General features: G+C 64.2%; 21 protein-coding genes. 8 read left to right on the forward strand and 13 right to left on the reverse strand.

Going from position 1 to position 22,779, the window contains the following annotated elements; genetic code table 11:
* Nucleotides 1–116 precede the first annotated feature (116 nt).
* The 9 genes from H9L41_RS18190 to tauA all read right to left on the reverse strand — a co-directional run bounded on the left by H9L41_RS18190 (nucleotide 117) and on the right by tauA (nucleotide 10,020).
* Nucleotides 117–875, reverse strand: coding sequence for a transporter substrate-binding domain-containing protein (locus H9L41_RS18190; RefSeq protein WP_028445355.1), 759 nt, complete (start codon nucleotides 873–875; stop codon nucleotides 117–119).
* Nucleotides 876–1,046: 171 nt separating this feature from the next.
* Nucleotides 1,047–3,134 carry a family 2A encapsulin nanocompartment cargo protein cysteine desulfurase gene (locus tag H9L41_RS18195; RefSeq protein WP_187523525.1) on the reverse strand — a complete coding sequence of 696 codons (2,088 nt, stop codon included), beginning with the start codon at nucleotides 3,132–3,134 and terminating at the stop codon, nucleotides 1,047–1,049.
* Nucleotides 3,109–4,038, reverse strand: coding sequence for a family 2A encapsulin nanocompartment shell protein (locus tag H9L41_RS18200; RefSeq protein ID WP_028445357.1), 930 nt, complete (start codon nucleotides 4,036–4,038; stop codon nucleotides 3,109–3,111). The genes H9L41_RS18195 and H9L41_RS18200 overlap by 26 nt, the downstream gene beginning before the upstream one ends.
* A gap of 63 nt (nucleotides 4,039–4,101) precedes the next feature.
* Complete coding sequence (gene epsC, locus H9L41_RS18205; protein ID WP_084299974.1) at nucleotides 4,102–5,100, reverse strand: serine O-acetyltransferase EpsC; 999 nt, start codon at nucleotides 5,098–5,100, stop codon at nucleotides 4,102–4,104.
* 109 nt (nucleotides 5,101–5,209) lie between these two features.
* Complete coding sequence (locus tag H9L41_RS18210; protein WP_028445359.1) at nucleotides 5,210–5,716, reverse strand: rhodanese-like domain-containing protein; 507 nt, start codon at nucleotides 5,714–5,716, stop codon at nucleotides 5,210–5,212.
* Nucleotides 5,717–6,011: 295 nt separating this feature from the next.
* Nucleotides 6,012–6,845, reverse strand: a complete 834-nt coding sequence (gene tauD / locus H9L41_RS18215) for a taurine dioxygenase (RefSeq protein WP_034606358.1) — start codon at nucleotides 6,843–6,845, stop codon at nucleotides 6,012–6,014.
* 453 nt (nucleotides 6,846–7,298) lie between these two features.
* The gene (gene tauC / locus H9L41_RS18220; RefSeq protein ID WP_084299976.1) at nucleotides 7,299–8,192 is read right to left on the reverse strand and encodes a taurine ABC transporter permease TauC; all 894 of its coding nucleotides are present in this window, start codon (nucleotides 8,190–8,192) and stop codon (nucleotides 7,299–7,301) included.
* A gap of 39 nt (nucleotides 8,193–8,231) precedes the next feature.
* Nucleotides 8,232–9,011, reverse strand: coding sequence for a taurine ABC transporter ATP-binding subunit (tauB, locus tag H9L41_RS18225; RefSeq protein ID WP_028445361.1), 780 nt, complete (start codon nucleotides 9,009–9,011; stop codon nucleotides 8,232–8,234).
* A gap of 19 nt (nucleotides 9,012–9,030) precedes the next feature.
* Nucleotides 9,031–10,020, reverse strand: a complete 990-nt coding sequence (gene tauA / locus H9L41_RS18230; protein WP_211236833.1) for a taurine ABC transporter substrate-binding protein — start codon at nucleotides 10,018–10,020, stop codon at nucleotides 9,031–9,033.
* Nucleotides 10,021–10,421: 401 nt separating this feature from the next.
* Here tauA and H9L41_RS18235 point away from each other — a divergent pair, with 401 nt between their 5' ends.
* The 6 genes from H9L41_RS18235 to H9L41_RS18260 all read left to right on the forward strand — a co-directional run bounded on the left by H9L41_RS18235 (nucleotide 10,422) and on the right by H9L41_RS18260 (nucleotide 14,757).
* On the forward strand, nucleotides 10,422–11,999 hold the full coding sequence (locus H9L41_RS18235; RefSeq protein WP_034606360.1) for an ABC transporter substrate-binding protein: 1,578 nt from the start codon (nucleotides 10,422–10,424) through the stop codon (nucleotides 11,997–11,999).
* Between the two features lie 193 nt (nucleotides 12,000–12,192).
* Nucleotides 12,193–12,699 (forward strand): hypothetical protein, encoded by a 507-nt coding sequence (locus tag H9L41_RS18240; RefSeq protein WP_034606362.1) that lies wholly within the window; start codon nucleotides 12,193–12,195, stop codon nucleotides 12,697–12,699.
* Nucleotides 12,700–12,833: 134 nt separating this feature from the next.
* The gene (locus H9L41_RS18245) at nucleotides 12,834–13,025 is read left to right on the forward strand and encodes an antitoxin VbhA family protein (RefSeq protein WP_028445363.1); all 192 of its coding nucleotides are present in this window, start codon (nucleotides 12,834–12,836) and stop codon (nucleotides 13,023–13,025) included.
* On the forward strand, nucleotides 13,003–13,605 hold the full coding sequence (locus H9L41_RS18250) for a Fic/DOC family protein (RefSeq protein ID WP_028445364.1): 603 nt from the start codon (nucleotides 13,003–13,005) through the stop codon (nucleotides 13,603–13,605). The genes H9L41_RS18245 and H9L41_RS18250 overlap by 23 nt, the downstream gene beginning before the upstream one ends.
* 134 nt (nucleotides 13,606–13,739) lie before the next feature.
* A complete protein-coding gene (locus H9L41_RS18255) occupies nucleotides 13,740–14,195 on the forward strand; it encodes a GNAT family N-acetyltransferase (RefSeq protein WP_028445365.1) in 456 nt (151 codons plus the stop codon).
* A 184-nt stretch (nucleotides 14,196–14,379) separates the two neighbouring features.
* Nucleotides 14,380–14,757 (forward strand): VOC family protein, encoded by a 378-nt coding sequence (locus H9L41_RS18260; protein WP_028445366.1) that lies wholly within the window; start codon nucleotides 14,380–14,382, stop codon nucleotides 14,755–14,757.
* A gap of 375 nt (nucleotides 14,758–15,132) precedes the next feature.
* Here H9L41_RS18260 and H9L41_RS18265 read toward each other — a convergent pair whose 3' ends face one another.
* From H9L41_RS18265 to H9L41_RS18275, 3 genes are all read right to left on the reverse strand, one after another.
* Entirely contained in the window at nucleotides 15,133–15,681 is a 549-nt protein-coding gene (locus H9L41_RS18265) for a GNAT family N-acetyltransferase (protein WP_187523526.1), read from the reverse strand.
* A 453-nt stretch (nucleotides 15,682–16,134) separates the two neighbouring features.
* On the reverse strand, nucleotides 16,135–16,557 hold the full coding sequence (locus tag H9L41_RS18270) for a hypothetical protein (RefSeq protein ID WP_265583832.1): 423 nt from the start codon (nucleotides 16,555–16,557) through the stop codon (nucleotides 16,135–16,137).
* A 330-nt stretch (nucleotides 16,558–16,887) separates the two neighbouring features.
* Nucleotides 16,888–17,670, reverse strand: coding sequence for a HEPN domain-containing protein (locus tag H9L41_RS18275; protein ID WP_187523527.1), 783 nt, complete (start codon nucleotides 17,668–17,670; stop codon nucleotides 16,888–16,890).
* Nucleotides 17,671–18,204: 534 nt separating this feature from the next.
* Between H9L41_RS18275 and H9L41_RS18280 the strand changes: the two genes are divergently transcribed.
* Entirely contained in the window at nucleotides 18,205–20,337 is a 2,133-nt protein-coding gene (locus tag H9L41_RS18280; RefSeq protein ID WP_084300004.1) for a DEAD/DEAH box helicase, read from the forward strand.
* Entirely contained in the window at nucleotides 20,334–20,996 is a 663-nt protein-coding gene (locus H9L41_RS18285) for a DUF2290 domain-containing protein (RefSeq protein ID WP_084299984.1), read from the forward strand. The genes H9L41_RS18280 and H9L41_RS18285 overlap by 4 nt, the downstream gene beginning before the upstream one ends.
* Nucleotides 20,997–21,266: 270 nt before the next feature.
* Here H9L41_RS18285 and H9L41_RS18290 read toward each other — a convergent pair whose 3' ends face one another.
* Entirely contained in the window at nucleotides 21,267–22,733 is a 1,467-nt protein-coding gene (locus H9L41_RS18290) for an aminotransferase-like domain-containing protein (protein WP_187523528.1), read from the reverse strand.
* Nucleotides 22,734–22,779 lie beyond the last annotated feature (46 nt).

Consider the following 22,779-nt stretch of genomic DNA (forward strand, 5'->3'; position numbering starts at 1 on the left):
CGTAGGTCGGGCTTTACGCCCGACAGCGACCTCCACACGCGGCGCCGTCGGGCGTAAAGCCCGACCTGCCGGACGATCGCAGCAAGCTTGCGTCGCGCCGACGGCGCCGAACCGGCTCAATTGCCGTGGAAGCGCTTGCCGATCTCGCCCAGCTTGCCGTTCTCCTTGTTCTTCGCCACCCAGCCGTCGAGCCATTCCTTCAGCTTCGGCTCGCCCTTGCGCAGGCCGATGCCGAGCGGCGACTTCATCATCACGAACTTCACCTCCAGGCCGGCCTTGGGCGCCTTGTCGTTGATCAGCCGCACGGTGGCCGGCGAAGTGGCGACCACCTCCTCCTTGCCGGCGACGGCCGCGGCGATCAGCGCATCGTTGTCGTCGTAGCGGACGATCTGGGCGCCGCCGGCCCGCTCGCTCGCGTACTTCTCGTTGGTGGTGCCCTTGACCGCCGCTACCCGCTTGCCGGCGAGGTCGGGGAAGCCGGCGATGGCGGTGCCCTTGGGCGCGCCGATCACCGAGCCGATGTAGCCGTAGGGCGCCGAGAAATCGATCAGCTTCTCGCGCTCGGGCGTGATCGACAGCGAGGAGATCACCAGGTCGGCCTTCCTGGCCTGCAGGTCGGGAATGCGGTTGGGGCCGCTGGTGTCGACGATCTCGAGCGCGACCTCGAGATCCTTGGCCAGCAGCTGCGCGGCCTCGACGTCGGAGCCGGCCGGCTTCTGGCCGGCGTCGCGGCTGCCGAACGGCGGCGAATTGAGGTCGATGGCGATGCGGATCTTCTTGGCCTTGCGGATGTCGTCGAGCTGGTCGGCTTGCGCCTGCGCGGCGGCGAGGCCGGCCAGGGCAATGAGGAGGGGCAGGAGGCGGCGGGCGGGCATGGCGGTTCCTTGAGCGTGGATGAGGAGCGAGGTGAATATTAAATATATTCAACTTTAAGCCGCGATGAAGGCCGCTTGCCACGGCGCCGTGAAAACGGCCCGGCGATTGCCGGGCCGTCGTCTTGAAGCGCTGTAGGAACGGCTTCAGCCGCGAAGGGTCGAGTGGACACTTCAGCCATTCGCGGCTGAAGCCCCTCCTACGGGCATTGCCCTGCGCAGCGCAGGGGATGAGGTCGATGGCGAACCGACCCCATCCCCCTGGCCCTCCCCTTGAAGGGCGGGGAATGCGTGCGCCCCGCGGCTCGGTCCATGCCGCTTAGTGCGCCCCCACCGATCCCCTCCCCGCGCCAGCCGGTTCACCACCGCCAGCAGCGCGTCGATCTCGCCGCAGGTGTTGTAGAAGGCCAGCGAAGGCCGCACCGTCGCCTCCAGCCCGAAGCGGCGCAAGATCGGCTGGGCGCAGTGGTGGCCCGAGCGCACCGCGATGCCCTCGCGGCTCAGCGCGCTGCCGACCTCGGCCGTGCTGTAGCCGGCAAGCACGAACGATGCCACGCTGGTTTTCTGCGCCGCCGTGCCGATCAGCCGCACGCCCGGAATCCGCTGCAGGCCGTAGGTCGCGTAACTCAGCAGGTCGTGCTCGTAGCGCGCCACGTTCTCCAGCCCCAATCGCTCGAGGTAGTCGAGCGCAGCGCCGAGCCCGACCGCGTCGGCGATGTTGCCGGTGCCGGCCTCGAAGCGCGCCGGCGCCTTCTGGTACAGCGTCTTGTCGAAGGCCACGTCGGCGATCATGTTGCCGCCGCCCTGCCACGGCGGCAGCGCGTCGAGCAGCTCGGCCTTGCCGTACAGCACGCCGATGCCGGTCGGGCCGAAGATCTTGTGGCCCGAGAACACGAAGAAATCGGCATCGAGCGTGCGCACGTCGACGCGCAGGTGCGATACCGACTGCGCGCCGTCGACCAGCACCCGTGCGCCGGCGGCATGGGCCAGCGCGACGATCTCGGCCACCGGGGTGATGGTGCCGAGCGCGTTGGAGACCTGGGTGACGGCCACCAGCCGGGTGCGCGGGTTCAGGAGTTTGCGATACTCGTCGAGCAGGATCTGGCCGCTGTCGTCGACCGGGATCACCCGGATCTTCGCCCCGGTGGCCGCCGCCAGCTGCTGCCAGGGCACGATGTTGGCGTGGTGCTCCAAGAGCGACACCACGATCTCGTCGCCCTCGCCGATGTATTGGCGGCCGAAGGTGTTGGCCACCAGGTTGATCGCCTCGGTGGCGCCGCGCACGAACACGATCTCCTCGGCCGAACGGGCGCCGATGAAGCGCGCCACCTTGCCGCGCGCGCCCTCGTAGGCGTCGGTCGCGCGCGCCGCCAGCTCGTGCGCGGCGCGGTGGATGTTGGAGTTCTCGTGCGCGTAGAACCAGGCCAGCCGGTCGATCACCGCCTGCGGCTTCTGGGTGGTGGCAGCGTTGTCGAGCCAGACCAGCGGTTTGCCGCCGACGCGTTCGGCCAGGATCGGGAAATCGCGCCGCACCGCCTCGACGTCGAAGGCGCCGTGGCTGCGCACCTGCGGCGCACCGTCGGGCAGGCGCTCGATGCGCGGCGCCGCACCAGCGTCGAGGAAGTAGAACTGCCCCGCCGCCGGGCCGGCCGACGGCCGCTGCGCCTGCAAGGGCGGCACGTGGCTGGCGTCGAGCGAGCCGGCCAGGTCGGCCGTGCCGGGCAGGTCGTAGGGCTGCGGCTGGACGCGGTTTTCGGCCACCGCGGGCGCGGCCGCCGGCGAAGCGGCCGGCGCGATCGACGAGTGGTAGGCGCTCGACTCGCCGACGAAGTAATACGGCGAAGCGGGCGCACCGGCCGGCTGGCCGCTCGATTGCAGCGGCGCCGCGCGCTCGGGCAGCGGCAGCGCAGCCTCGAAGCCGGCCGGCAGCGCCGGCGCCAGCGAACGGCCGAACTGCGGCGACACGGCCGCCGGCGCCGGCGGGACCGCGGCGCCGAACTGCGCCGGTTCGATCGCAGGCGCGAAGACCGGTGCGCCGCCGCCGAATCCCGCCGGCTCGCCGCGCGACGCCGCGGCACCGGTCGGCGAGCCCGCGCCGGCCAGGTCCGGCCCGGCCGACCGCGGCCCGTCCAGCTCGGGCGTCTCGCCCGGCAGGCTGGCGAAGAAGGCGTTGGCCAGCTGCGACAGCGTCGCCACGTCGGGCAAACCCGGCGGCGCGAGGCCGGCGATGCCGGGATTACTTATAGGTGTCTGAATAGTCATGGTACTTGCCGATCTCCACGTCATCGAGCACGGCCAGTGCGTCTTCCGTCAGCACGGCCAGCGAGCAGTACAGCGAAATCAGGTAGGAGGCGATGGCGTTGCGGTTGATGCCCATGAAGCGCACCGACAGCCCCGGGCTCTGCTCGCCGGCGAGGCCCGGCTGGTACAGGCCGATCACGCCCTGGCGCTTCTCGCCGACGCGCAGCAGCAGGATCTTGGTCTTGCCATCCTCGTCGATCGGCACCTTGTCCGACGGGATCAGCGGCAGGCCACGCCAGGTCAGGAACTGAGAACCGAACAGGCTCACCGTCGGCGGCGGCACGCCGCGGCGCGTGCATTCGCGGCCGAAGGCGGCGATGGTCAGCGGGTGCAGCAGGAAGAAGGCCGGCTCCTTCCACACCTTGGTGATCAGCTCGTCGAGGTCGTCCGGCGTCGGCGCGCCGGTCAGCGTCGAGATGCGCTGGGTCGGGTCGACGTTGGCCAAGAGGCCATACTCGGGATTGTTGATCAGCTCGTTTTCCTGTCGCTCCTTGATCGTCTCGATGGTCAGCCGCAACTGCTCGCGGATCTGGTCGTGCGGGCTGCTGTAGAGATCGGACACGCGGGTATGCACGTCGAGCACGGTGCTGACCGCGTTGAGGATGTACTCGCGCGGCGCCTCCTCGTAGTCGACGAAGGTCTGCGGCAGCTCGGCCTCGTCGCGCTGCGAGCAGGCCACGCGCACGTCGCGCGGGTTCTTCACCCGGTTGAGGCGGTAGATGCCGGCCTCGACCGGGTTCCACTGCAGCAGGTGGACCAGCCAGCGCGGGGTGATGGTGGAAAGCTGCGGTACGGTCTTGGTTGCGTTGGCCAACTGGCGTGCGGCGTGATCGCCGAGCGCCTGGCGGGCGTCCTGGTCTGCCATATGAAGCTCCCTGGGTTCTTGTCGGGTACTGCGGGAAGGCGCGCCCGGAGCGGGCGCGGGGGATCAGGCGGACGCCCCTTCGCGCGGGCCTGCGGGCAGGTCCTCGCTCTGGACGTTCGCCTGGGTGATGTGGCTGCCCGGCGCCACGCTGCGCGTGAGCCAGACGTTGCCGCCGATGACCGCGCCGCGGCCCAGCGTGATGCGGCCGAGGATGGTGGCGCCGGCGTAGATGACCACGTCGTCCTCGACGATCGGGTGGCGCGGCAGGCCCTTGTGCAGATGGCCCTCGTCGTCGGCCGGGAAGCGCTTGGCGCCGAGCGTGACCGCCTGGTAGACGCGCACGCGCTCGCCGATCACCGCGGTCTCGCCGATCACCACGCCGGTGCCGTGGTCGATGAAGAAGCCGCTGCCGATCTGCGCGCCCGGATGGATGTCGATGCCGGTCTGCGAATGGGCGGTCTCGGCGATGATCCGCGCCACCAGCGGCAGGCCGGCGCGGTACAGGTGGTGGGCGATGCGGTGGTGGATGATGGCCAGGATGCCGGGGTAGCAGATCAGCACCTCGTCGACGCTGCCGGCGGCCGGATCGCCGCGGAAGGCGGCCAGCACGTCGCTGTCGAGCAGGCTTCGGAGGCCCGGCAGCGCGGCGGCGAATTCGCGCACGATGCGCAGCGCCTCGGCCTCGATGCCGTCGACAGGCAGCCGGCGCTGGCGGGCGGCGAAGCGCAGCTCGAGCCGCACCTGGGCCAGCAGCGCGTTGAGCGCGCTGTCGAGCGTGTGGCCGACGTAGTAGTCCTCGCTCTCCTCGCGCAGGTCGACCGGGCCCAGCCGCAACGGGAACAGCGCGCCGCTGAGCGCGTTAACGATATCGCGCAGCGCTTCGCGCGAAGGCAGCTCGCGCACGGCCAGCTCGCGCCGGCCGTGTTCGGCGCGCCAGTGGGCGCGGGCGGCGCGCAGCTCGGCGACCACGCGGTCGAGCCGCCAGTTGACCGCGTCAGCCGGAGCCGGGGTGGCCAACGCGGCGGCGCCCACGGCGGATTCGAGGACGGCGGCATCAGACATGATCGCCTACGCACTGCGACGGCCCGGCTTGGGCTTGCGACTGATCCATGCGGTTCTCCCTGTGTTCTTTTGATCGAGCGGATCGGTTCGGGTGGCGCGGCGGGCGGCGTCAGTCCTGCACCCAGGGCAGGCCCCAGTGACGCCAGCCGCCGGTCTCGCCGCGGCGCTGCTGCGGATCCAGCTCGCCCTCGAAGCCCTCAAGCACGTTGAACACCTGGCCGAAGCCGGCCGCCGCCGCCGCCTCGGCCGCCGCCGCCGAGCGCTTGCCGCTGCGGCACAGCAGCAGCACCACGCGGTCGCGGCCGACCTTGTTCTCCAGCTCGCGCAGGAAGCGCGGGTTCTTGATCATGGCCGGGCCGGTCTGCCAGGCGACGTGCAGGGTGTCGGGCACGTGGCCGACGTACTTGCGCTCCTCGGCAGTGCGCACGTCGACCAGCACCGCCGCGCCGCTGCGCGCCAGCGCCCAGGCCTCGGGCGGATACAGCCCGCCGGCGTAGCGCAGGCCGGCCTCGGCGGCACGGGCACGCGCGCGGGCCAGCAGTTCGTCGGGCGAGGCATCGAGCGCGGCCTGGATGGCCGGCTTGGGCGGCAGGGCGAGGGTGGATGCGGTGGCCATGTTCGACTCCTGAGAATGGGTGGCAGGTGTCCAATGTAGGCTGCACAGAATATTTCCAAAACAAATTTAGAATTTCTGTTTTATTCCAAATATGAATATACAAAACAGGCCGGTTGGAGCAGTGCAGATACGCCTTTAGCCCCTCTCCCGTGCACGGGAGAGGGGTTGGGGTGAGGGCTGTGGTTTGATGAACCAGCCCTCATCCGGTCCTTCGGACCACCTTCTCCCGCGCGCGGGAGAAGGGGCGATGAGCCCGCATCAGTGCTCGTATATCGCCGCCATGCGGGCCCCACCGTCAAACCGGCCGATCGCCCAGGATCGTCGCCCGGTGCATCACCCGCCGATGCGGCAGGTAGTCGGCCACCGCGAAATGCTGGGTCACCCGGTTGTCCCAGAACGCCACGTCGTCGACCTGCCAGCGCCAGCGCAGCGTGAATTCAGGCCGCGCCGCGTGGGCGAACAGGAAGGCCAGCAGCGCCTCGCTCTCGCGCGGCGGCAGGTCGACGATGCGGGTGGTGAAGCCCTCGTTGACGAACAGCGCCCTGCGGCCGCTGACCGGATGGGTGCGGATCACCGGGTGCAGCAGCGGCGGATGCCGGCGCCGCGTCTCCTCCCATTGCGCCGCTGCGGCCGGCGTCAGCGTGTGGCGCGAGGCCGGGAAGGACTTCACGAAATCGTGCTCGGCCTGCAGGCCGTCGAGCAGCGCGCGCAGCCGCGGCGACAGCGCCTCGTAGGCGGCGATGCCGCTGGACCACAGCGTGTCGCCGCCGGTCGGCGGCAGCAGCTTGGCGGCCAGCACCGCGCCGAGCGGCGGGGTGGCGATGAAGGTGACGTCGGTGTGCCAGTTGTCGTTGTCGGGCAGGTTGTCGGCATCGGTGTCGAGCACCATGATCTGCGGCTGCTCGGGCACGTTGGGGTAGATCGGGTGCACGTGCAGATCGCCGAACTGCGCGGCGAAATCGCGCTGCTGGCGCGGGGTGAGCGGCTGCCGGCGGAAGAACAGCACCTGGTGGCGCAGCAGCGCGTGTTCGATCGCGGCCTGCTGGGCGGGCGCAAGCGGCTCGGCCAGCGAGACGCCGTCGACCTGGGCGCCGATGGCGGCGGTAAGCGGGGTGATGGTCAGGGTCATGGCGATGAGGCTCGTGAGAATCGTGAAGAAGGAAACCGGTGCTGCGATGCCGCAGCGTCGACCACTGCCTTGCGTGGCTCCGGTTGCCGCACTGGCGCACCGACGCATCGACGCATCGACGCATCGGCGCGGCGTTGTAGGCCGGGCTTTACGCCCGACAGCGCTGCGAATCGGCGTCGCTGTCGGGCATAAAGCCCGACCTACAGACCAAGTGCAGTTGACCCCGCAAGCGGCCGTGCCGGCCGGGCCACCGAGCCAGGTCGGACTTCAGTCCGACAGCGGCGTCGATTCGCAGCGCCGTCGAACCGATCGCAGTGCTGGCGGACTGAAGTTCGACCTACGGGTCGGTGCAGCAGCCAAGCGCCGTAGGAGCGGCTTCATCCGCGAACGGGTGGAGATGCCACGACCGCCATTCGCGGCTGAAGCCGCTCCTACATGCGCATCGGCGCAGCCTCATGCGCGCCCATGCCACGGCACGAAGCGCCGCTGCAGCGCACGCAGCCCCAGCTCCAGCGCGAAGGCCACCAGCGCGATCACCGCGATGCCGAGCAGCACCACGTCGGTGACCAGGAACTGCGCAGCCGACTGCACCATGAAGCCCAGCCCGCGCGTGGCCGCCACCAGCTCGGCCGCGACCAGGGTCGACCAGCCGGCGCCGAGGCCGATGCGGATGCCGGTGAGGATGTCGGGCAGCGCGCTCGGCAGCACCACGCGCCAGACCAGTTGGGCGCGGCTGGCGCCGAGCGAGCGGGCGGCGCGCAACCGGCCTTGATCGACCGCGCGCACCGCGGCCGCGGTGGCCACCGCGATCGGCGCGAAGATGGCGAGGTAGATCAGCAGCACCTTGGCCGGCTCGCCGATGCCGAACCAGATCACGATCAGCGGCAGGTAGGCCAGCGGCGGCACCGGCCGGTACAGCTCGATCAGCGGGTCGAAGATGCCGCGCGCAACCCGGCTCAGACCGATCGCCAGCCCGGCCGGCACGCCGAGCAGCACGGCCGCCAGCAGCGCCGCGCCGATGCGGCCGAGGCTGGCGCCGAGGTGCTGGCCCAGCGTGGCGTCCATGAAGCCGTCGCGGCCCACCGTCCAGGCCTTGAGCAGCACCGCCTGCGGCGGCGGCAAGAACAGCGGCGCGATCCAGCCCTGCCAGGTGACCAGCCACCAGGCGAACAGCAGCGCCAGTACGGTGGCGAGGCTCAGCGGCAGGCTGCCGTAGCGGCCGGCGTCGGGCCGCGCGTCGGTCGCTTCGGCTATCGCGGCATTGGCCGGTGTGGCAGCGGCCGCCGCGGCGCCGGATCGGAGCAGCGCGCTGCGTTCGAACAGCGCGGCGAGCGTGGGGTCGTGCATGCGATTCTCCGCTTCGGGTAGCCGGGTCGAATGGATGGTTCAGGCCGACAGCTCGGCCGGCGTCAGCACCCGCGCCAGCACTGCCTCGCGCACTGCGATGAAGGCCGGGTCGGACTTGATGCTGCGCACCGGCTCGCCGGCCGCGTGGCGGCGGCCGAAGTCGAGCGTCAGCCGGTCGAGCACCCGGCCGGGCCGGCTGCCGAGCAGGATCAGCTCGGTGGCGAGAAAGACCGCCTCCTCGATGTCGTGGGTGATCAGGAACACCCGCTTGCCGGTGGCGCGCCAGACCCGCAGCAGCAGCGCCTGCATCTGCTCGCGGTTGAGCGCGTCGAGCGCGCCGAACGGCTCGTCCAAGAGCAGCACACGCGGATCGGCCGTCAGCGCGCGAGCGAGGCCGACCCGCTGGCGCTGGCCACCCGACAACTGCCAAGTGCGCTGCCGCTCGAAACCGGTCAGGTCGACCAGCTTCAGCGTCTCGCGCGCCCTCGCCTCGCGCTCGTCCCGCGGCACGCCGCGCAGCGCCAGGCCGAAGCCGACGTTGCCGAGCACGTCGAGCCAGGGCAGCAGCGCGTCGTCCTGGAACACCACGCCGCGCTCGGCGCCGGGACCGGCGACCGGCTCGCCGTCGAGCGTGACGCGGCCGCGGTCGGGCCGGATAAAGCCGGCCATCAGGTTGAGCAGCGTGGTCTTGCCGCAGCCCGAGGGGCCGAGCGCCACCACCAGCTCGCCGTCGCGCACCTCGAGCGAGACGGCGTCGAGCACCGGCCGGCGCGGCTCGCCGTAGCCGACGGTGACGGATTCCAGTCGCAGGGCGCTCATCGCGGTGCGTCCGATCCGCTTACTTGGCCGCCGCCAGCTGGGCGAACTTCGGCTCGACGTAGCTAGCGTAGCTCGGCTGCAGCGTGTCGACCTTGCCCTGCTCCTTGAGGAAGGCCGAGGTCGCTGCCACCGCCTGCACCGTCGGTGCGCCGAGCAGCGCGGCCTGCTCCTTCAGCAGCGGGTAGTGGTTGCCGGCCAGGAGCTCGGCCACCTCGGCCGGCTTGGAGCCGGTGATGCGGGCGATCTTCTCGACGTTGGCCGCGTCGCCGGCGAAGGCCTTCGGATTGGCGGCATAGCGCGCATAGGCCTCGCCGGTGACGCGGGCGAAGCGGGCGACGAAGTCGGGATTCCTGTCGGCGAAGTCCTTGCGCACGATCCAGGCGTCGAAGGTCGGCGCGCCCCACTTGGCCACGTCGGCCGAGCTGGCCAGCACGCGGCCATTGGCCTTGGCGGCGCCGAGCGCCGGATCCCACACATAGGCGGCGTCGATGTCGCCGCGCTGCCAGGCCGCCGCGATCTCGGTCGGCCGCAGATTGAGGATCTGCACCTTGGTCGGATCGATCCTCCAGTGCTTGAGCGCGGCCAAGAGGCTGTAGTGGGTGGTCGAGACGAAGGGCACCGCCACCTTCTTGCCGACCAGGTCCTGCGGCTTCTGGATGCCGCTGCCGTTGCGCACCACCAGCGCCTCGGCGCCGCCGATCTGCGCCGCGATCAGGAAGGTCTGCACCGGCAGGCCGCGGCTGGCGGCGGCCGCCAGCGGGCTGGAGCCGACATAGCCGATCTGCACGTCGCCCGAGGCCACCGCAGCGATCACCTCGGCGCCGCTCTCGAACTTGCGCCAGGCGATCGGCGCGCCGGTGGCCTTTTCGTAGGCGCCGTCGGCCTGCGCCACCTTGGCCGGCTCGACCGTGGTCTGGTAGGCGACGGTGACACCGTCGGCGGCCTGGGCGGCGAGGCCGGCGGCGGCCAGCGCGGCGGTGAGGACGAGTTGCGTGAGCTGCTTCAACATGGCGGTTCTCCTTGGATGGACGGGCTCACCGGGCGGCGCACCGTCGGGCGGCCGTGTGCCGCTGTCGAAGCCACTCTAGCAATCGCCACATAGACTCAATAATTATTTATTCTTAGTTTTTAATAACAATTAGAAATAAAATACCGACATACACTACGGCCTCGGTTGGCCCTTGACGTGATGCGACGTCACCAGCCTCCTGCGGGCATAAGCCCCCTATCCCGCGCGCGGGACAGGAGTTGGGGAGGGCTGCTTCTACGAAGAGCAAGCCCTCCGGGGCACCTTCTCGCACACGAGAGAAGGATCGTGAGCCTCGCCACGCTCAAGGAAGCCCACCGCAATGCAGATTTTTCCCGCCCAACACCCCTAAGATGGCGAACCCAAGCCGCCCGGAGCCCCGCATGCGTACCCTGCCCCTCGCCCTGCTCGCCTTCGCCAGCGCCGCCGCGCTGGCCGCCAAGCCGCTGGTGATCTGCGCCGATGCCGACCCGGACGGCTTCGACCCGGCCCAGAGCGCCAACGACGCCACCCACAAGGCCTCGGCCGCCAAGCTCTACAACAACCTGATCGAATACCTGCCCGGCCCGTTCGCCTTCACGCCGAGCCTGGCCGAAAAATGGGAGGTGTCGCCCGACGGCCTCGCCTACACGCTGCACCTGCGCCGCGGCGTGAAATGGCAGACCACCGACTGGTTCAAGCCGACCCGCGAGTTCGACGCCGACGACGTGCTGTGGACGCTGGAGCGCCAGATCGATCCCAACCACCCAGGCGCCAAGGCCGCGCCGGGCGGCTTCCCCTACGCCAACTCGGGCGACTGGAAGAACCTGTTCAAGTCGATCGAGAAGCTCGACGCCCACACCGTGCGGCTGACCCTCAGCAAGCCCTACGCGCCGCTGCTGGAGCGGCTGGCCCACCCGGCGCTGGCCATCGTCTCGGCCGAGTACGGCCGCCAGCTAGAACGCGCCGGCACGCCGGGCCAGGTCGCCAGCCAGCCGGTCGGCACTGGCCCCTACCTGCTCAAGCGCTTCGACAAGGGCGCCCAGGCGCGCTACGAGGCCAACCCGGCCTACTGGCGCAAGAAGCCGGCGATCGACAAGCTGATCCTCGCCACCGTGCCCGACCCGGCGGTGCGCGCGCAGAAGCTGCTGGCCGGCGAATGCCAGCTGGCCGACACCATCAAGCCGCAGGACCTGCCCAAGTTCGACGGCAGCGAGCGCTTCGCCACCGTGCCGCTGCGCATCCAGTCGAGCAGCCAGCTGTTCTTCAACGTCACCAAGAAGCCGTTCGACGACAAGCGCGTGCGGCAGGCGCTGGCGCTGTCGATCGACCGCGCCGCGATCGTGAAAAGCGTCTACGACAACCGCGCCGAAGCGGCCGCCACGCCCTACTCGGCGCGCAGCCTGTGGGGCGTCGAGGCGACCAAGGCCGCCGCGCCCGACATCGCGCGCGCCAAGAAGCTGCTGGCCGAGGCCGGCTACCCGAACGGATTCGAAGCCGAGATGTGGGTGCGGCCCGGCGGCTCGGGCACCAACCCCAACTTCCGCCTGACCGCCGAACTGATCCAGGCCGACTGGGCCAAGCTCGGCGTGAAGCTGAACCTGGTCGGCGTCGAATGGGTGGAGCTGGTGAAGAAGGCGCGCGCCGGCGAGGCGCCGAGCCTGCTCAGCGGCTGGAGCGGCGCGCTCGACCCGGATGGCTTCTACAGCAACCTGGCCAGCTGCGACGCGGCCAGGAACGGCTACAACTTCGCCCAGTGGTGCAACGCGCAGGCCGACGCCGCGCTCGACGCCGGCCGCGTCGCCACCAGCCAGGCGGCGCGCGCCAAGCGCTACGTCGAGGTGCAGAAGATCCTGGCCGACGAGGCGCCGTTCACCACGCTGGCCTACCCGCTGCCGGTGGTGGTGTTCGACCGCAAGCTGGCCGGCGTGGAGCCGACCGCCAACGACAGCTTCAAGGTCGAGCAACTGCGCTGGCGCTGAGCGCCCTGGCGCGCGGATGCGGGTGGCCGGTACGATTGGCCGCTCGCGAGCCGGCGGCGAAGGCTGCATGACCGATCACGGTGATCGATGGCCGCATGACCCGCGGTGCCCGCCGCCCAGCCGGCCCGGTATCTGCCGCGCCCCCGCCGGCGCCGCGCCGTGCGCGGCTCGACCGTCTTCAAAGGAATCCCGCATGCGCATCTTGACGCTCTGCCTCGTCGCCCTGCTGGCCGGTTGCGCCAGCACCAGCACCACCCAGCAATCGCTGCAAGGCTCGGCCACCACGCCGCTGAACGACCTCAACCTGGTCAGCGTTCCCATCCCCGAGGTGCTGGCCGAAGCGCGCAAGGCGCCCTACGTGCTGGTCGAGCCGGTCTCCTGCGCCGACCTCGCCGCCGCCGTGCAGGCGCTGGACGCCGTGCTGAGCCCGGACCTCGACGCCCCGCCCAGCAAGGACCCGAACCTGGCCGAACAGGGCGAGAAACTCGCGCTGGGCGCGATCCAGAACGCGGCCGAAGGCCTGATTCCTTATCGCGGCTGGGTCCGCAAGCTCACCGGCGCCGAACGCCATTCGAAGCAGGTGACGGCCGCCATCGTCGCCGGCAGCGCGCGGCGCGCCTTCCTCAAGGGGGTGATCCGGGGGCGTGGTTGCCCGGCGCCGGCGGCGCAGCCAGCGGCACCTGCCACGCCGGCCGCGTGACGATACCGGCCCGCGCCGCAGTTCGAGCCTCACTCGATTAGCTGAGCAGCATCGACAGGCAAGTAGCACGATAATGAACACTGGCGTGCCGGCGGCTTCAGCCACGCAAGCGCCGCCCTGGGAAAGGTAGATGTATGAAGACAATCACCAAGCAGGCCGCTTACGACAAGGCGGTCGGCAATGTGCTCGCCACCTTGCGGATCGAGCAATTGAAGCCGAGCAAGTCGGTCGAGCGCAGGCTGAACGACTGCGTCGAGGGTAAAGACACGACCCAGCAAGTGCTCGAACAGGTGATCCAGCACCATGTCGCGCTACGAAGGGTCTGACCGCTACGTCCAGCCCGACACAGGCGTCCTGATCAACAAGGCCGGCATCCTGCAGCAAGACGCACTGGATGCATTCGAAGCGGATGCCACGGCGGTGCGTCTGCTCGAACTGATCGAACGCCCGATCACCGGCCGGTTCTATCTCGATCACCTGCGGGCGATCCATCGGCATATTTTCCAGGACGTCTACGATTGGGCCGGCGAGTTGCGCACGGTGGACATCCGCAAGGGCAACAGCCATTTCGGCAATTGGGCACGCATCGGCGCCTACCTCGAGACCGAATTGAGCGGCATTGCACGCGCCAGCTTTCTCCGCGGGCTGACACCCGAAGCATTCATTGCCCGACTGGCGCACTACATGTCGGAAATCAACGCCGCGCATCCGTTCCGGGAAGGCAATGGCCGCGCACAACGAGCGTTCTGCGCCCAGTTGGCGGCCGAAGCTGGCTATTTCATCGATTTCAGCCAAGTCGAACCGAACGAAATGATCGAGGCCATGATCGCCAGCTTCCATGGCAATGAGGCGCCGCTCTCGGTACTACTGACGCGGATCACCGCCATCGTCGAGCAAGGTGAGTAATCTACGGATTCACTGAAGGGCGCCAGCGCCCCAGGCCGGCGTCGAAGGGAAGCCATCTTGCCGGCATCGAGGCTTCGATACTCATGCCGTACCTCTTTCGAAACACAGATCCAATCCCGACTCGAAGACCATTCATGCATGTCGCCCTCGAATCCCCGAAGCAAGCCGAAGTCATCGAACTCATCGCCGACCTGGACGCCTACCAGGCCACGCTCTACCCGCCTGAGGCGTGCTACGCGCTCGACCTGGACGCCCTGGCGCAGCCCGGCGTCCTGTTCGCCGTCGCTCGCGACGGTGCCGGCGCCGCCGTCGGCTGCGGCGCGATCGTGCTGAACGAGGCCTACGGCGAGCTCAAGCGCATGTACGTCCGCCCGCTGGCGCGCGGCCAGGGCACGGCGCGGCGGATCGTCGAACTGCTGGAAGCGGCCGCCCGCGAACGCGGCTGCAATGCGCTCATGCTCGAAACCGGCCCCTACCAGACCGAGGCGCTGGCCTTCTATGCCAAGCACGGCTACGACCGCTGCGGCCCGTACGGCGATTACCCGGACCACCCGCTGAGCGTTTTCATGCGCAAGCAGCTGGCCCAATAGTTACCGGCCCTGGCGGCAGCCAGGCTTCCGCCCCGTCGCCGGCATCCCGGCCGCAAACGGACGAAACCGGGCTGAGCCATCGAGCGGGAACCGGGCGTGGCCGCCCGCCCTCTACGCCAGGCAACGACACCGACAGCCCCATCACGCGAGGCCTCGCGCAGGCCAGCACACTTCAGGAGACCCCATGTTCGACCACGTCAAATTCGGCGTCAGCGACTATGCCGCGAGCAAAGCGTTCTACCTCAAGGCCCTCGAACCGCTCGGCGTAGAGATCGTCGGGGAAGGCGTGCCGACCTACGGGATCGAGCTGTGCCGCCCGGACGGCACGGTTTCGCTGTGCCTGTTCCAGACCGAGGAAAAACCGGCGCATCTGCACCTGGCCTTCGTGGCGGAGAGCCGCGAGCAGGTCGACGCCTTCCACCGCGCAGCGCTGGCGGCCGGCGGCAAGGACCACGGCGCGCCAGGCCTGCGGCCGAACTATCACGCGAATTACTACGCGGCATTCGTGCTCGATCCGGATGGGCACAATATCGAGGCGGTTTGCCACGCGGCCGAGGCCTGACTTTCGATCAAACGCAGCTACCCGGCGAATGCCGCGGCCACATAGCCGCGGCGGCAATACCATCTGCAGCGAGCAACGCCTTTTTCTGACTTTCGTATCCGTAGTGGCAATGTTGGATCGTTGCGCCAACAAGCAATCAACTCATTCCAAATGTTGCACGACCGAAAGCTCTAGCCGAGGGCGAGATCCGTGTTGCGCCCTGCGAGTTGCAAGGCGACTTCATTCTTCGTCGATATCGGAAGGAAGCGGCTTGGGGCACGCAGGCAGCGAGTGCATGAGAATGCCCTCTAACGTTGGAAGTAACCCGCCGCCGGAATGCCGCAGGCAAGGCAGGAACCCGAGGCTTAGCTTTGGGCGGCCAGGTTGACTGAAAGGTCAGAGCCCATATGCCATTGCCAGTACGTTTGCATTGCTTTCGCCTTCGATATCGGCAAAGCCAAGGGCTCTGTATACGGCAACAGCAGAAAGATTATCTCTGCGAACCCGTAGAAAAACATGGGCAATGTTGGGTATGCGAAGTGCTTCCGCAAGCAATAACGAGCATAGACTTTTACCGAACCCTCTTCCTCGCATTGCAGGATCGACAATGATACGAACCAAATTCGCTTTTCCATTTGGGGAGAGCCAGATCTGCCCAAACCCTAGAACAGAAGATTCTTCTTCGCTCATGGCAAAGCTGAGGTGTCCCGGAAGAGTAAGAATTTTCGGAAAATCCTCATGCGTGAGTACTTCACCTTTGACCAAGCCCGGCCAATTTTCTTTCATTGCCCAAGCGCACACAATTTTGTGCTCTTCTACATGGAGTTCGCGAAGCTTTGTGCTCATAGGCTCTAACGTTGGAAGTAACTTGCTGCAGGCGTTGCGCAGCAACGGAGGGAACCCAAAGCGCAGCTTTGGGTAGTCAGCTGACTGAAAGGCCAGCACCGAGATTCTTATGAAATGCTGAAATATTGGCGCTCATGACATTCCTGCCCCGATAGCTTGCCGGACCGGAATTCCGGCCAAATCGAAGTCATGAAGGCAAAAGACATTTACGCCGAAATTGTCAGGCGTGACGCGCTTCCTGTGGAATGGATCAATGCCACAAGTCTTGCAGAAGAAGTGGCGCGCAGTTTTTTGTAGTGAATTGATATTCAGCAAGAGATTCTTCGCCCGAAAGCAGTTGGAACTTGCTTTCATGAACCTTAACTATCCGTGCGTTCTCGCGCCGGCAAATTGAGCAATCACACATAAGTAAGGCGCCGGTTGCGCGTAAGCACAAATGCTCCCCTTGACGGAGGGCTTAGGCGCCTGCTTCACGGCGCTACTTACGCGTATACAGGCCGTCGAAGGCGACTTCCCACTGGCCGTTCGCGTTAGTCGATTCCCACAACTGCCTCACGCTTCCGTTTGCATTCGGCGTCCAGGTAATCCTGTGCATTGTGACGGTTTGGTCGGTTCCGGTGGTTTGGCCTTCCAGGACCATGCTTCCGTTGCGCAGGCCCCCTCGAGAAGGAGCAAGGTGCCGGAAGTATCGACCCAAGTCTGGTGCCAGACTTTTCTACCGGCGTCGTATGAATTCAAGCTTTCGCCGCTAAAGCCGCGACCCGTGTCGTAGCGCTCGTGAAGGACACAGCCGTTGTATTCGCTTGAAATGCGATTTGTCCCGGCAAGTTTACCGTCCGGTGTGTGGACTTGCCATTCGCCGAGCCAGAAATCGAATGCTCGATGAGCTGATGAGTCACAGGGCGACGCGGCCATGGCAATTGACATCGAAGAAGCAATGATTGCAAGGATACCGAACCGGCTGCCAGTTTTCATTGCGTGCTCCCCTGACGATTAACGTTTGAGCCAAGCTGCCCACGGCGGCATGCGCTGTAAGCCCGGACTGAGACGATAGTACAACTGGCTCAGGCCGGGCCGACAACGCATGTGGTAGCAGGTCAGCTTGAGCGAGGGGGAAGGTCAGACCACGGCGCGCCAGGCCTGCGGCCGAACTACCACGCGAATTACTATGCGGCATTCGTGCTCGATCCGGATGGGCACAATATCGAGGCGGTTTGCCACGCGGCCGAGGCCTGACTTTCGATCACACGCGACTACCCGGCGAATGCCGCGGCCACATAGCCGCGGCGGCAATATCCTTTGCCGTCAGTCGACGAAGCCGGCGATCGTTTCCGGGCAATAGCACTGCGCCAGCTCGCGCAACATCTGCACACGCTCGGCCAGCCAAGCCAGTTCTTCGACCGTGATCCGGTAGTTGGCGTCGTAGCGGCCGTCGACATAGGCGTCGCGCAGCAATTCGAAGCGGCGCACGTCCTCGGGCAGGCCGGTCGGGAAGACCGGCAGATAGCGCGAATCGATCGCGTGGACCATGGCGCCGAGGTCTTCCAGGTCGTGGGTGCGCGGCTTGTAGTGGGTGCAGACCAGCAGGATGCAGCAGTAGAGGCGTTCGCAGCTTTGGTGCAGTTGGAAGGCAGCGGTCGCCAATCGCCCTCGGCCGAACGAGAACTCATAGTTATCGAAGAAATCCTGGGCCGCGGCCATGTACTGGTCGTAAGCCTCCTGGGCCAGCACGCGCCGCTCGGCCGGCGTCAGCTCCTTCGGCTTATCGAGCGTCAGCTTGCCGTTGTCGTGGAGGACGATGCCCTCCTTGTAGATATCGACGTAGAAATAGCGCGCCTTGGCGAGGCAGGCGTTGACGTGCTGGATGTGCTCGTAGATCACGCTGACCGGCGTTCCCACCTTTTCGCGCAGCTCCTTGCGCAGCGACTCCTTGCGCCGCATCCGCCGCACCTCGTGCTCGTTACGCACCACCAGCATCAGGTCGAAATCGCTCTGGTAGCGGTAGAACGACGTGCCGGGCTCGATCTCCTCCACCCAGTCGCCGCGCGCATAGCTGCCGAACAAGATGATCAGGTCGGGCCGGACCATCTCGTAGATGATCTCGGCGGCGGTCTGCAGTTGCCTGAGCTTGTGGTCGGGATGTGGTCGAGGGTGGTTTTCATGAGGTCATAGCATAGTAAAGTAGTGCCCTAGCACAGACGTAGTAAGGACACATTGATGTATATAGTAAAATTGTTTCGCCGTTCACTGTCACTCGCACCTCAGCTGATTACACCCGGAACGAATGACTTCGATCGTTACGAAAAATTGCAGGCGATTAAGCTTGATCAAAATTAGACGTTAGCATCAACTTTCAAAGCACCCTCAAAGAGACACCGTTAGTAATTTTGCCACTGAGATCTTATATAGCAGCAAGGCTCCCTACGTTCCGACGTAGGAATTATACACTTATTTTCACAGCACTCACTTTAAGCAATGGCATGCATAAAATTATCGTAACAGTTTCAAGCCACTCATCAAACCTCACTTTGTGCTTTACCTATAGCGCCACTCGTGCCATGCATGTAAAATCGCAGACTGTTCATAAATTGCCTACCAACGTTGGCTCGACGGGGAAGCAGCATGATTAACGTTATTTGGGGCTCGGCAAGAGAGAAGCCTGAGTCCTCTAAGTCGCTGGCGGATAAGCTATCTTCCATTAAGGCTCTCAGTGGTTACCTATACCTTGGCTACCCGGTTATAGGCTCCCCAACTGGACCGATGAAGTTCGACGCACTACTCGTATCAGAAACCGCCGGCCTGGTCGGCTTCGACTTGGTCGAGGGGGTAGAGTTAGGTGATTTTAAAAGTCGGCAGGATGATATAGCATCAATGCTGGACGTTCGTCTAAAGCCATACGCCGGGCTAAAAGATCGGCGCAACTTGAAGTTTGATATTCACGTAGTTACCTACGCCCCAGCAAAGCCATCTGTTCCTGTAGTTGAAGAGCCCTATTTCATAGCAAATAAAGACTCGCTCATAAGCATAATCAACCAATTTGACTGGCCGTGCGATAACGGCGTATTCAAGCAACTATTGGCAGCAGTCCAAGTTGTCACCTCAATTCGAGCAGGAAAACTTAAACGGGAGCCACAAAAGCCCAATTCACGTGGAGCGAAGCTTAAGCGTGTAGAAGAATCCATAGCCAACCTTGACCAACACCAGTCTCAGGCAGTGATTGAGACAGTCGAGGGTGTACAGCGGATTCGCGGTCTAGCCGGATCAGGCAAAACAATTGTCCTAGCATTAAAAGTGGCTTACCTCCATGCGCAGAATCCAGACTGGAAGATTGCAGTAACGTTTAATACGCGCTCTTTGAAAGACCAATTTAAGCGCCTAATTAATGCTTTCACAATTGAACAAACAGGAGCAGAGCCTGACTGGGAGAATATTGACATCCTGAATGCATGGGGAGCACCTGGAGATAGAGAGAGGGATGGAATTTATTATAAGTACTGCCGTACACAGGAAATCAATTTCTTTGATTTCAATGGCGCCAAACGAACTTTCGGCGAGGGAAAAGAGTTTGCAGGAGCGTGTAATGCAGCACTTAAAGCAAAGCTTGACCCAATACCTTACTATGATCTATTGCTAGTAGATGAAGCACAAGATTTACCGCCTGAATTCTTGCGACTTTGCTTCCATTTCCTAAAGGAGCCGAAGCGGCTAGTGTACGCCTATGATGAATTACAGTCCCTCACAGGCTCATCCGTATTGCCTCCCGAAGAATTGTTTGGCTCTGACACAGAAGGCAATCCACTTGTGTTACTAAATACAGAAGAAGGCACAACACCAAAACAAGACATTATTTTGGAAAAGTGCTACAGAAACTCCCGACCACTGCTAGCAACAGCCCACGCATTAGGTTTTGGCATTTATAGAGAAAAGGGGCTGGTCCAATTCTTCGATCAAGATAATCTTTGGATAGATGTTGGGTATGTAGTTGATGACGGTGCACTTCGCGGAGGCGAAACCGTAACGCTTACAAGAACCGCCGATAGCTCGCCGGCATTCTTGGAAGATCACTCCCCTTTAAGTGATTTAATTCAATTTCATCGCTTCAATGATGCCTCCGAGCAAACGGATTTCCTAGTTCAATCAATCATCCAAAATATTCGCGAAGATGAATTAAAACCAGAAGACATTGTTGTAATCAACCCAAATCCGCTAACCACGCAACGAGAGGTTGGGCCTGCGAGGCAACAGCTTTTCTCAGAAGCAATTAATAGTGAGCTAGCAGGTGTAAGTACGTCAGCTGATATCTTCACCAAATCGGGCAGCGTCACATTTACTGGAGTGTTTAGAGCAAAAGGGAATGAAGCTGGCATGGTATATATTATCAATGCTCAAGATTCTTTTTCCAGCTGGAGCAAGAGTACAACCGCCTTAGTGCGCAACAGGTTATTCACCGCAATAACCAGAGCTAAGGCATGGGTTCGGGTATTGGGAATTGGACCAGGAATGGATGGCTTGATTCAAGAATGGAACACCCTCCAAAAAAACGAATATAAGCTCAAATTCCGCTATCCAACCTCAGAGGAAAAACAAGAGCTGCGGCTCATAAATAGGGAACTATCCAGCACCAAGCGAACCAAGTACAGCAAGCTTAAAATACAACGAGACCTCTTACTTCAAGCGGCTGAACGTGGGGATATTGACGTTGACGACATGATTAATGAACTTCAAAAACTGAAGAAGCCACACTCAAAAAAATGACACCACAAGATATTCGCCAGCAGCTAAACGATGTTTACGCTCGACTGATCTCCACCAATCTATCTGTCAAACAGTTCTACCCCAAGGAACAATTGCTTCCAGGTGGAGGAGTTAGCATTGGAAACCTCCCTGTCAGTTCAATCTCTCTACGAGACATTTCATATGAAGAAATTTATACCGAGGTCGAATCCAATGATGGATATCACATTAAATTACCCGATGGTGGCCTGTTAATCTTTCAATATACATTCAACGGAACCACAACTCTCACCAAACATCGCCTATGCTATTTCCCTTCATTTGAGCTTCCAATATACGACAAAGCACCGAATTTGTATGAAAATGATGAGCTCTACGGGGACGTCATATTAAATAAGCTTGTAAGATTTCCAATTCGATTCGACTATGACCCCAACGCTCACAAAGATGTTGAGCACCCCATATCCCACCTAACACTTGGACAGTATGACAATTGCCGAATTCCTGTAGGCGCAGCCGTCAGCCCAAATGAATTTGCAATGTTCATACTGCGTAATTTTTATTCCCGCTCATACAAAAAAAACAAGAATGCACTTGACAAGAAACCACATCACATCCCTCAGATCCAAACAATAACAGAGGCAGAACGCAGAATCACCCACTTCATTAATGGCCGCTAACCATCAATCTCGATTCATATAAATCCGACATCGGATTCAAACTCACAAGCTGGAAACTTGCACATAGTGCAGGCCATCATTATTAACAATAATAATCACACCAGATCAAATTGGGCCACTAGCATATAAATGCTGCAGTGCGATTTCTGCAATCAGCAGATATCTTTAAAATATCTTATTGAGCTCGGTGCAATTAATCAGTAAATCTGCCGTTACCCCTAGCAGACCTTCCATATACCTAGCAGGCGCATTGCTATCTAACCCTCTCTCTCACCCCAGCAACAACACCGGCGCAGAAGCCGCCCCACCCGCCGTCCCCCATCCAAATCCCGCTGCACCAGCTCCCCAGCCGCCGCAACTTCGCCTCCACCGCCGCCGACCAAGGCTCCCCGCAGCACAGCCGCAAGTAATTGCGATAAGCATCCCGCGCCGAGAACAACGGCCCCGGCGCGAAGCTGATGCCGTCCTGTACCGAGCTTTGCAGGATGCGCGTCGCGTCGGCGCCGGCCGGTAGCTCCACCCAGCACATATAGCCGCCGTGCGGCCGGGTCCAGCGCGTGCCGGCCGGGAAGTAGCGCGCCAGGCCATCGTTGAGCCGCGCCAGTTGGTCGCTGCACAGCCGCCGCAATCGCCGCATGTGCTGGTCGTAGCCGCCGCTCTCCAAAAAGCGCGCCAGCGTGGCCTGGGTGATGGCCGGGTCGAGAAGGTGTTGATGTACTTGAGGATCTCGACCCGCGCGCGATAGCGGCCCGGGGCGATCCAGCCGACCCGCATGCCCGGCGCCACCACCTTGGTGTAGCTGGCCACGTAGAGCACGTTGCCGGTCTCGTCGAAGGCCTTGGCCGGCCGCGGCCGCTCGCGGCCCTGGTGGAAATCGCCGTAGATGTCGTCCTCGATCAGCGGCACGCCGCGCTCGGCCAACAGGCGCACCAGCTGCTGCTTGGCCTCGTCGCTCATCAGGCTGCCGGTCGGGTTGCTGAAGTTGGGCATCAGCACGCAGGCGGCCACCGCGTCGTCGCGGGTGGCCAGCTCCAGCGCGGCCAGCGAGATACCGTGCTCGGGGTCGGTCGGGATCTCGAGCGCCTTCAGGCCCATCGATTCGAACAGCTGCAGCAGGCCGAAGTAGGTCGGCGATTCGACCGCCACCACGTCGCCGGGCTGGGTCACCGCACGCAGCGCCAAATTCAGCGCCTCGATGCCGCCGGCGGTGATCTGCACATCGTCGGCCGTCAGCCGGCCGCCCCATTCCATCGCGTGGCGCGCCACCTGGCGCCGCAGCACTTCGAGCCCGCGCGTGCCGCCGTACTCCGACAAGAGGTTGGGCGATTCGCGCAGCGCCTCGTTCATCAGCCGCTGCAATTGCGCGTTGGGGAAGCACTCGGGCGCCAGCACCGCGTAGCAGAAGCCGTGCTGGCGGCCGCGGGTGAGCTGCAGGTAGTCCCACAGCCGGCGGTTGACGGTGACCGCGGCCGGCTCCTGCGAGGGCCGCGACGGCGGCGGCGGCTCCACCGGCCGGCGGCGCACATAGAAGCCCGACTGCGGCCGCGCCTCGATCAGGCCGCGGTCTTCCAGCAGGTGGAAGGCCTCGGTGACGGTGGAGAGGCTGACGCCGCGCTTGTCGCGCAATTCGCGCAGGCTCGGCAGCCGGTCGCCGGGCCGCAATGTGCCGGCCGCGATCAACGCGGCGATGTCGTCGGCGAGCGAGGCATACAGCGTGTTGGCGCGTTCGGTTCTCATGGCGGGCGTCCTGCGGGCGGGGGATCGGGGCAGATAGGTGCGCTTG

Origin of the sequence: Chitinimonas koreensis (genome assembly GCF_014353015.1) — a bacterium.
GTDB lineage: Bacteria > Pseudomonadota > Gammaproteobacteria > Burkholderiales > Chitinimonadaceae > Chitinimonas > Chitinimonas koreensis.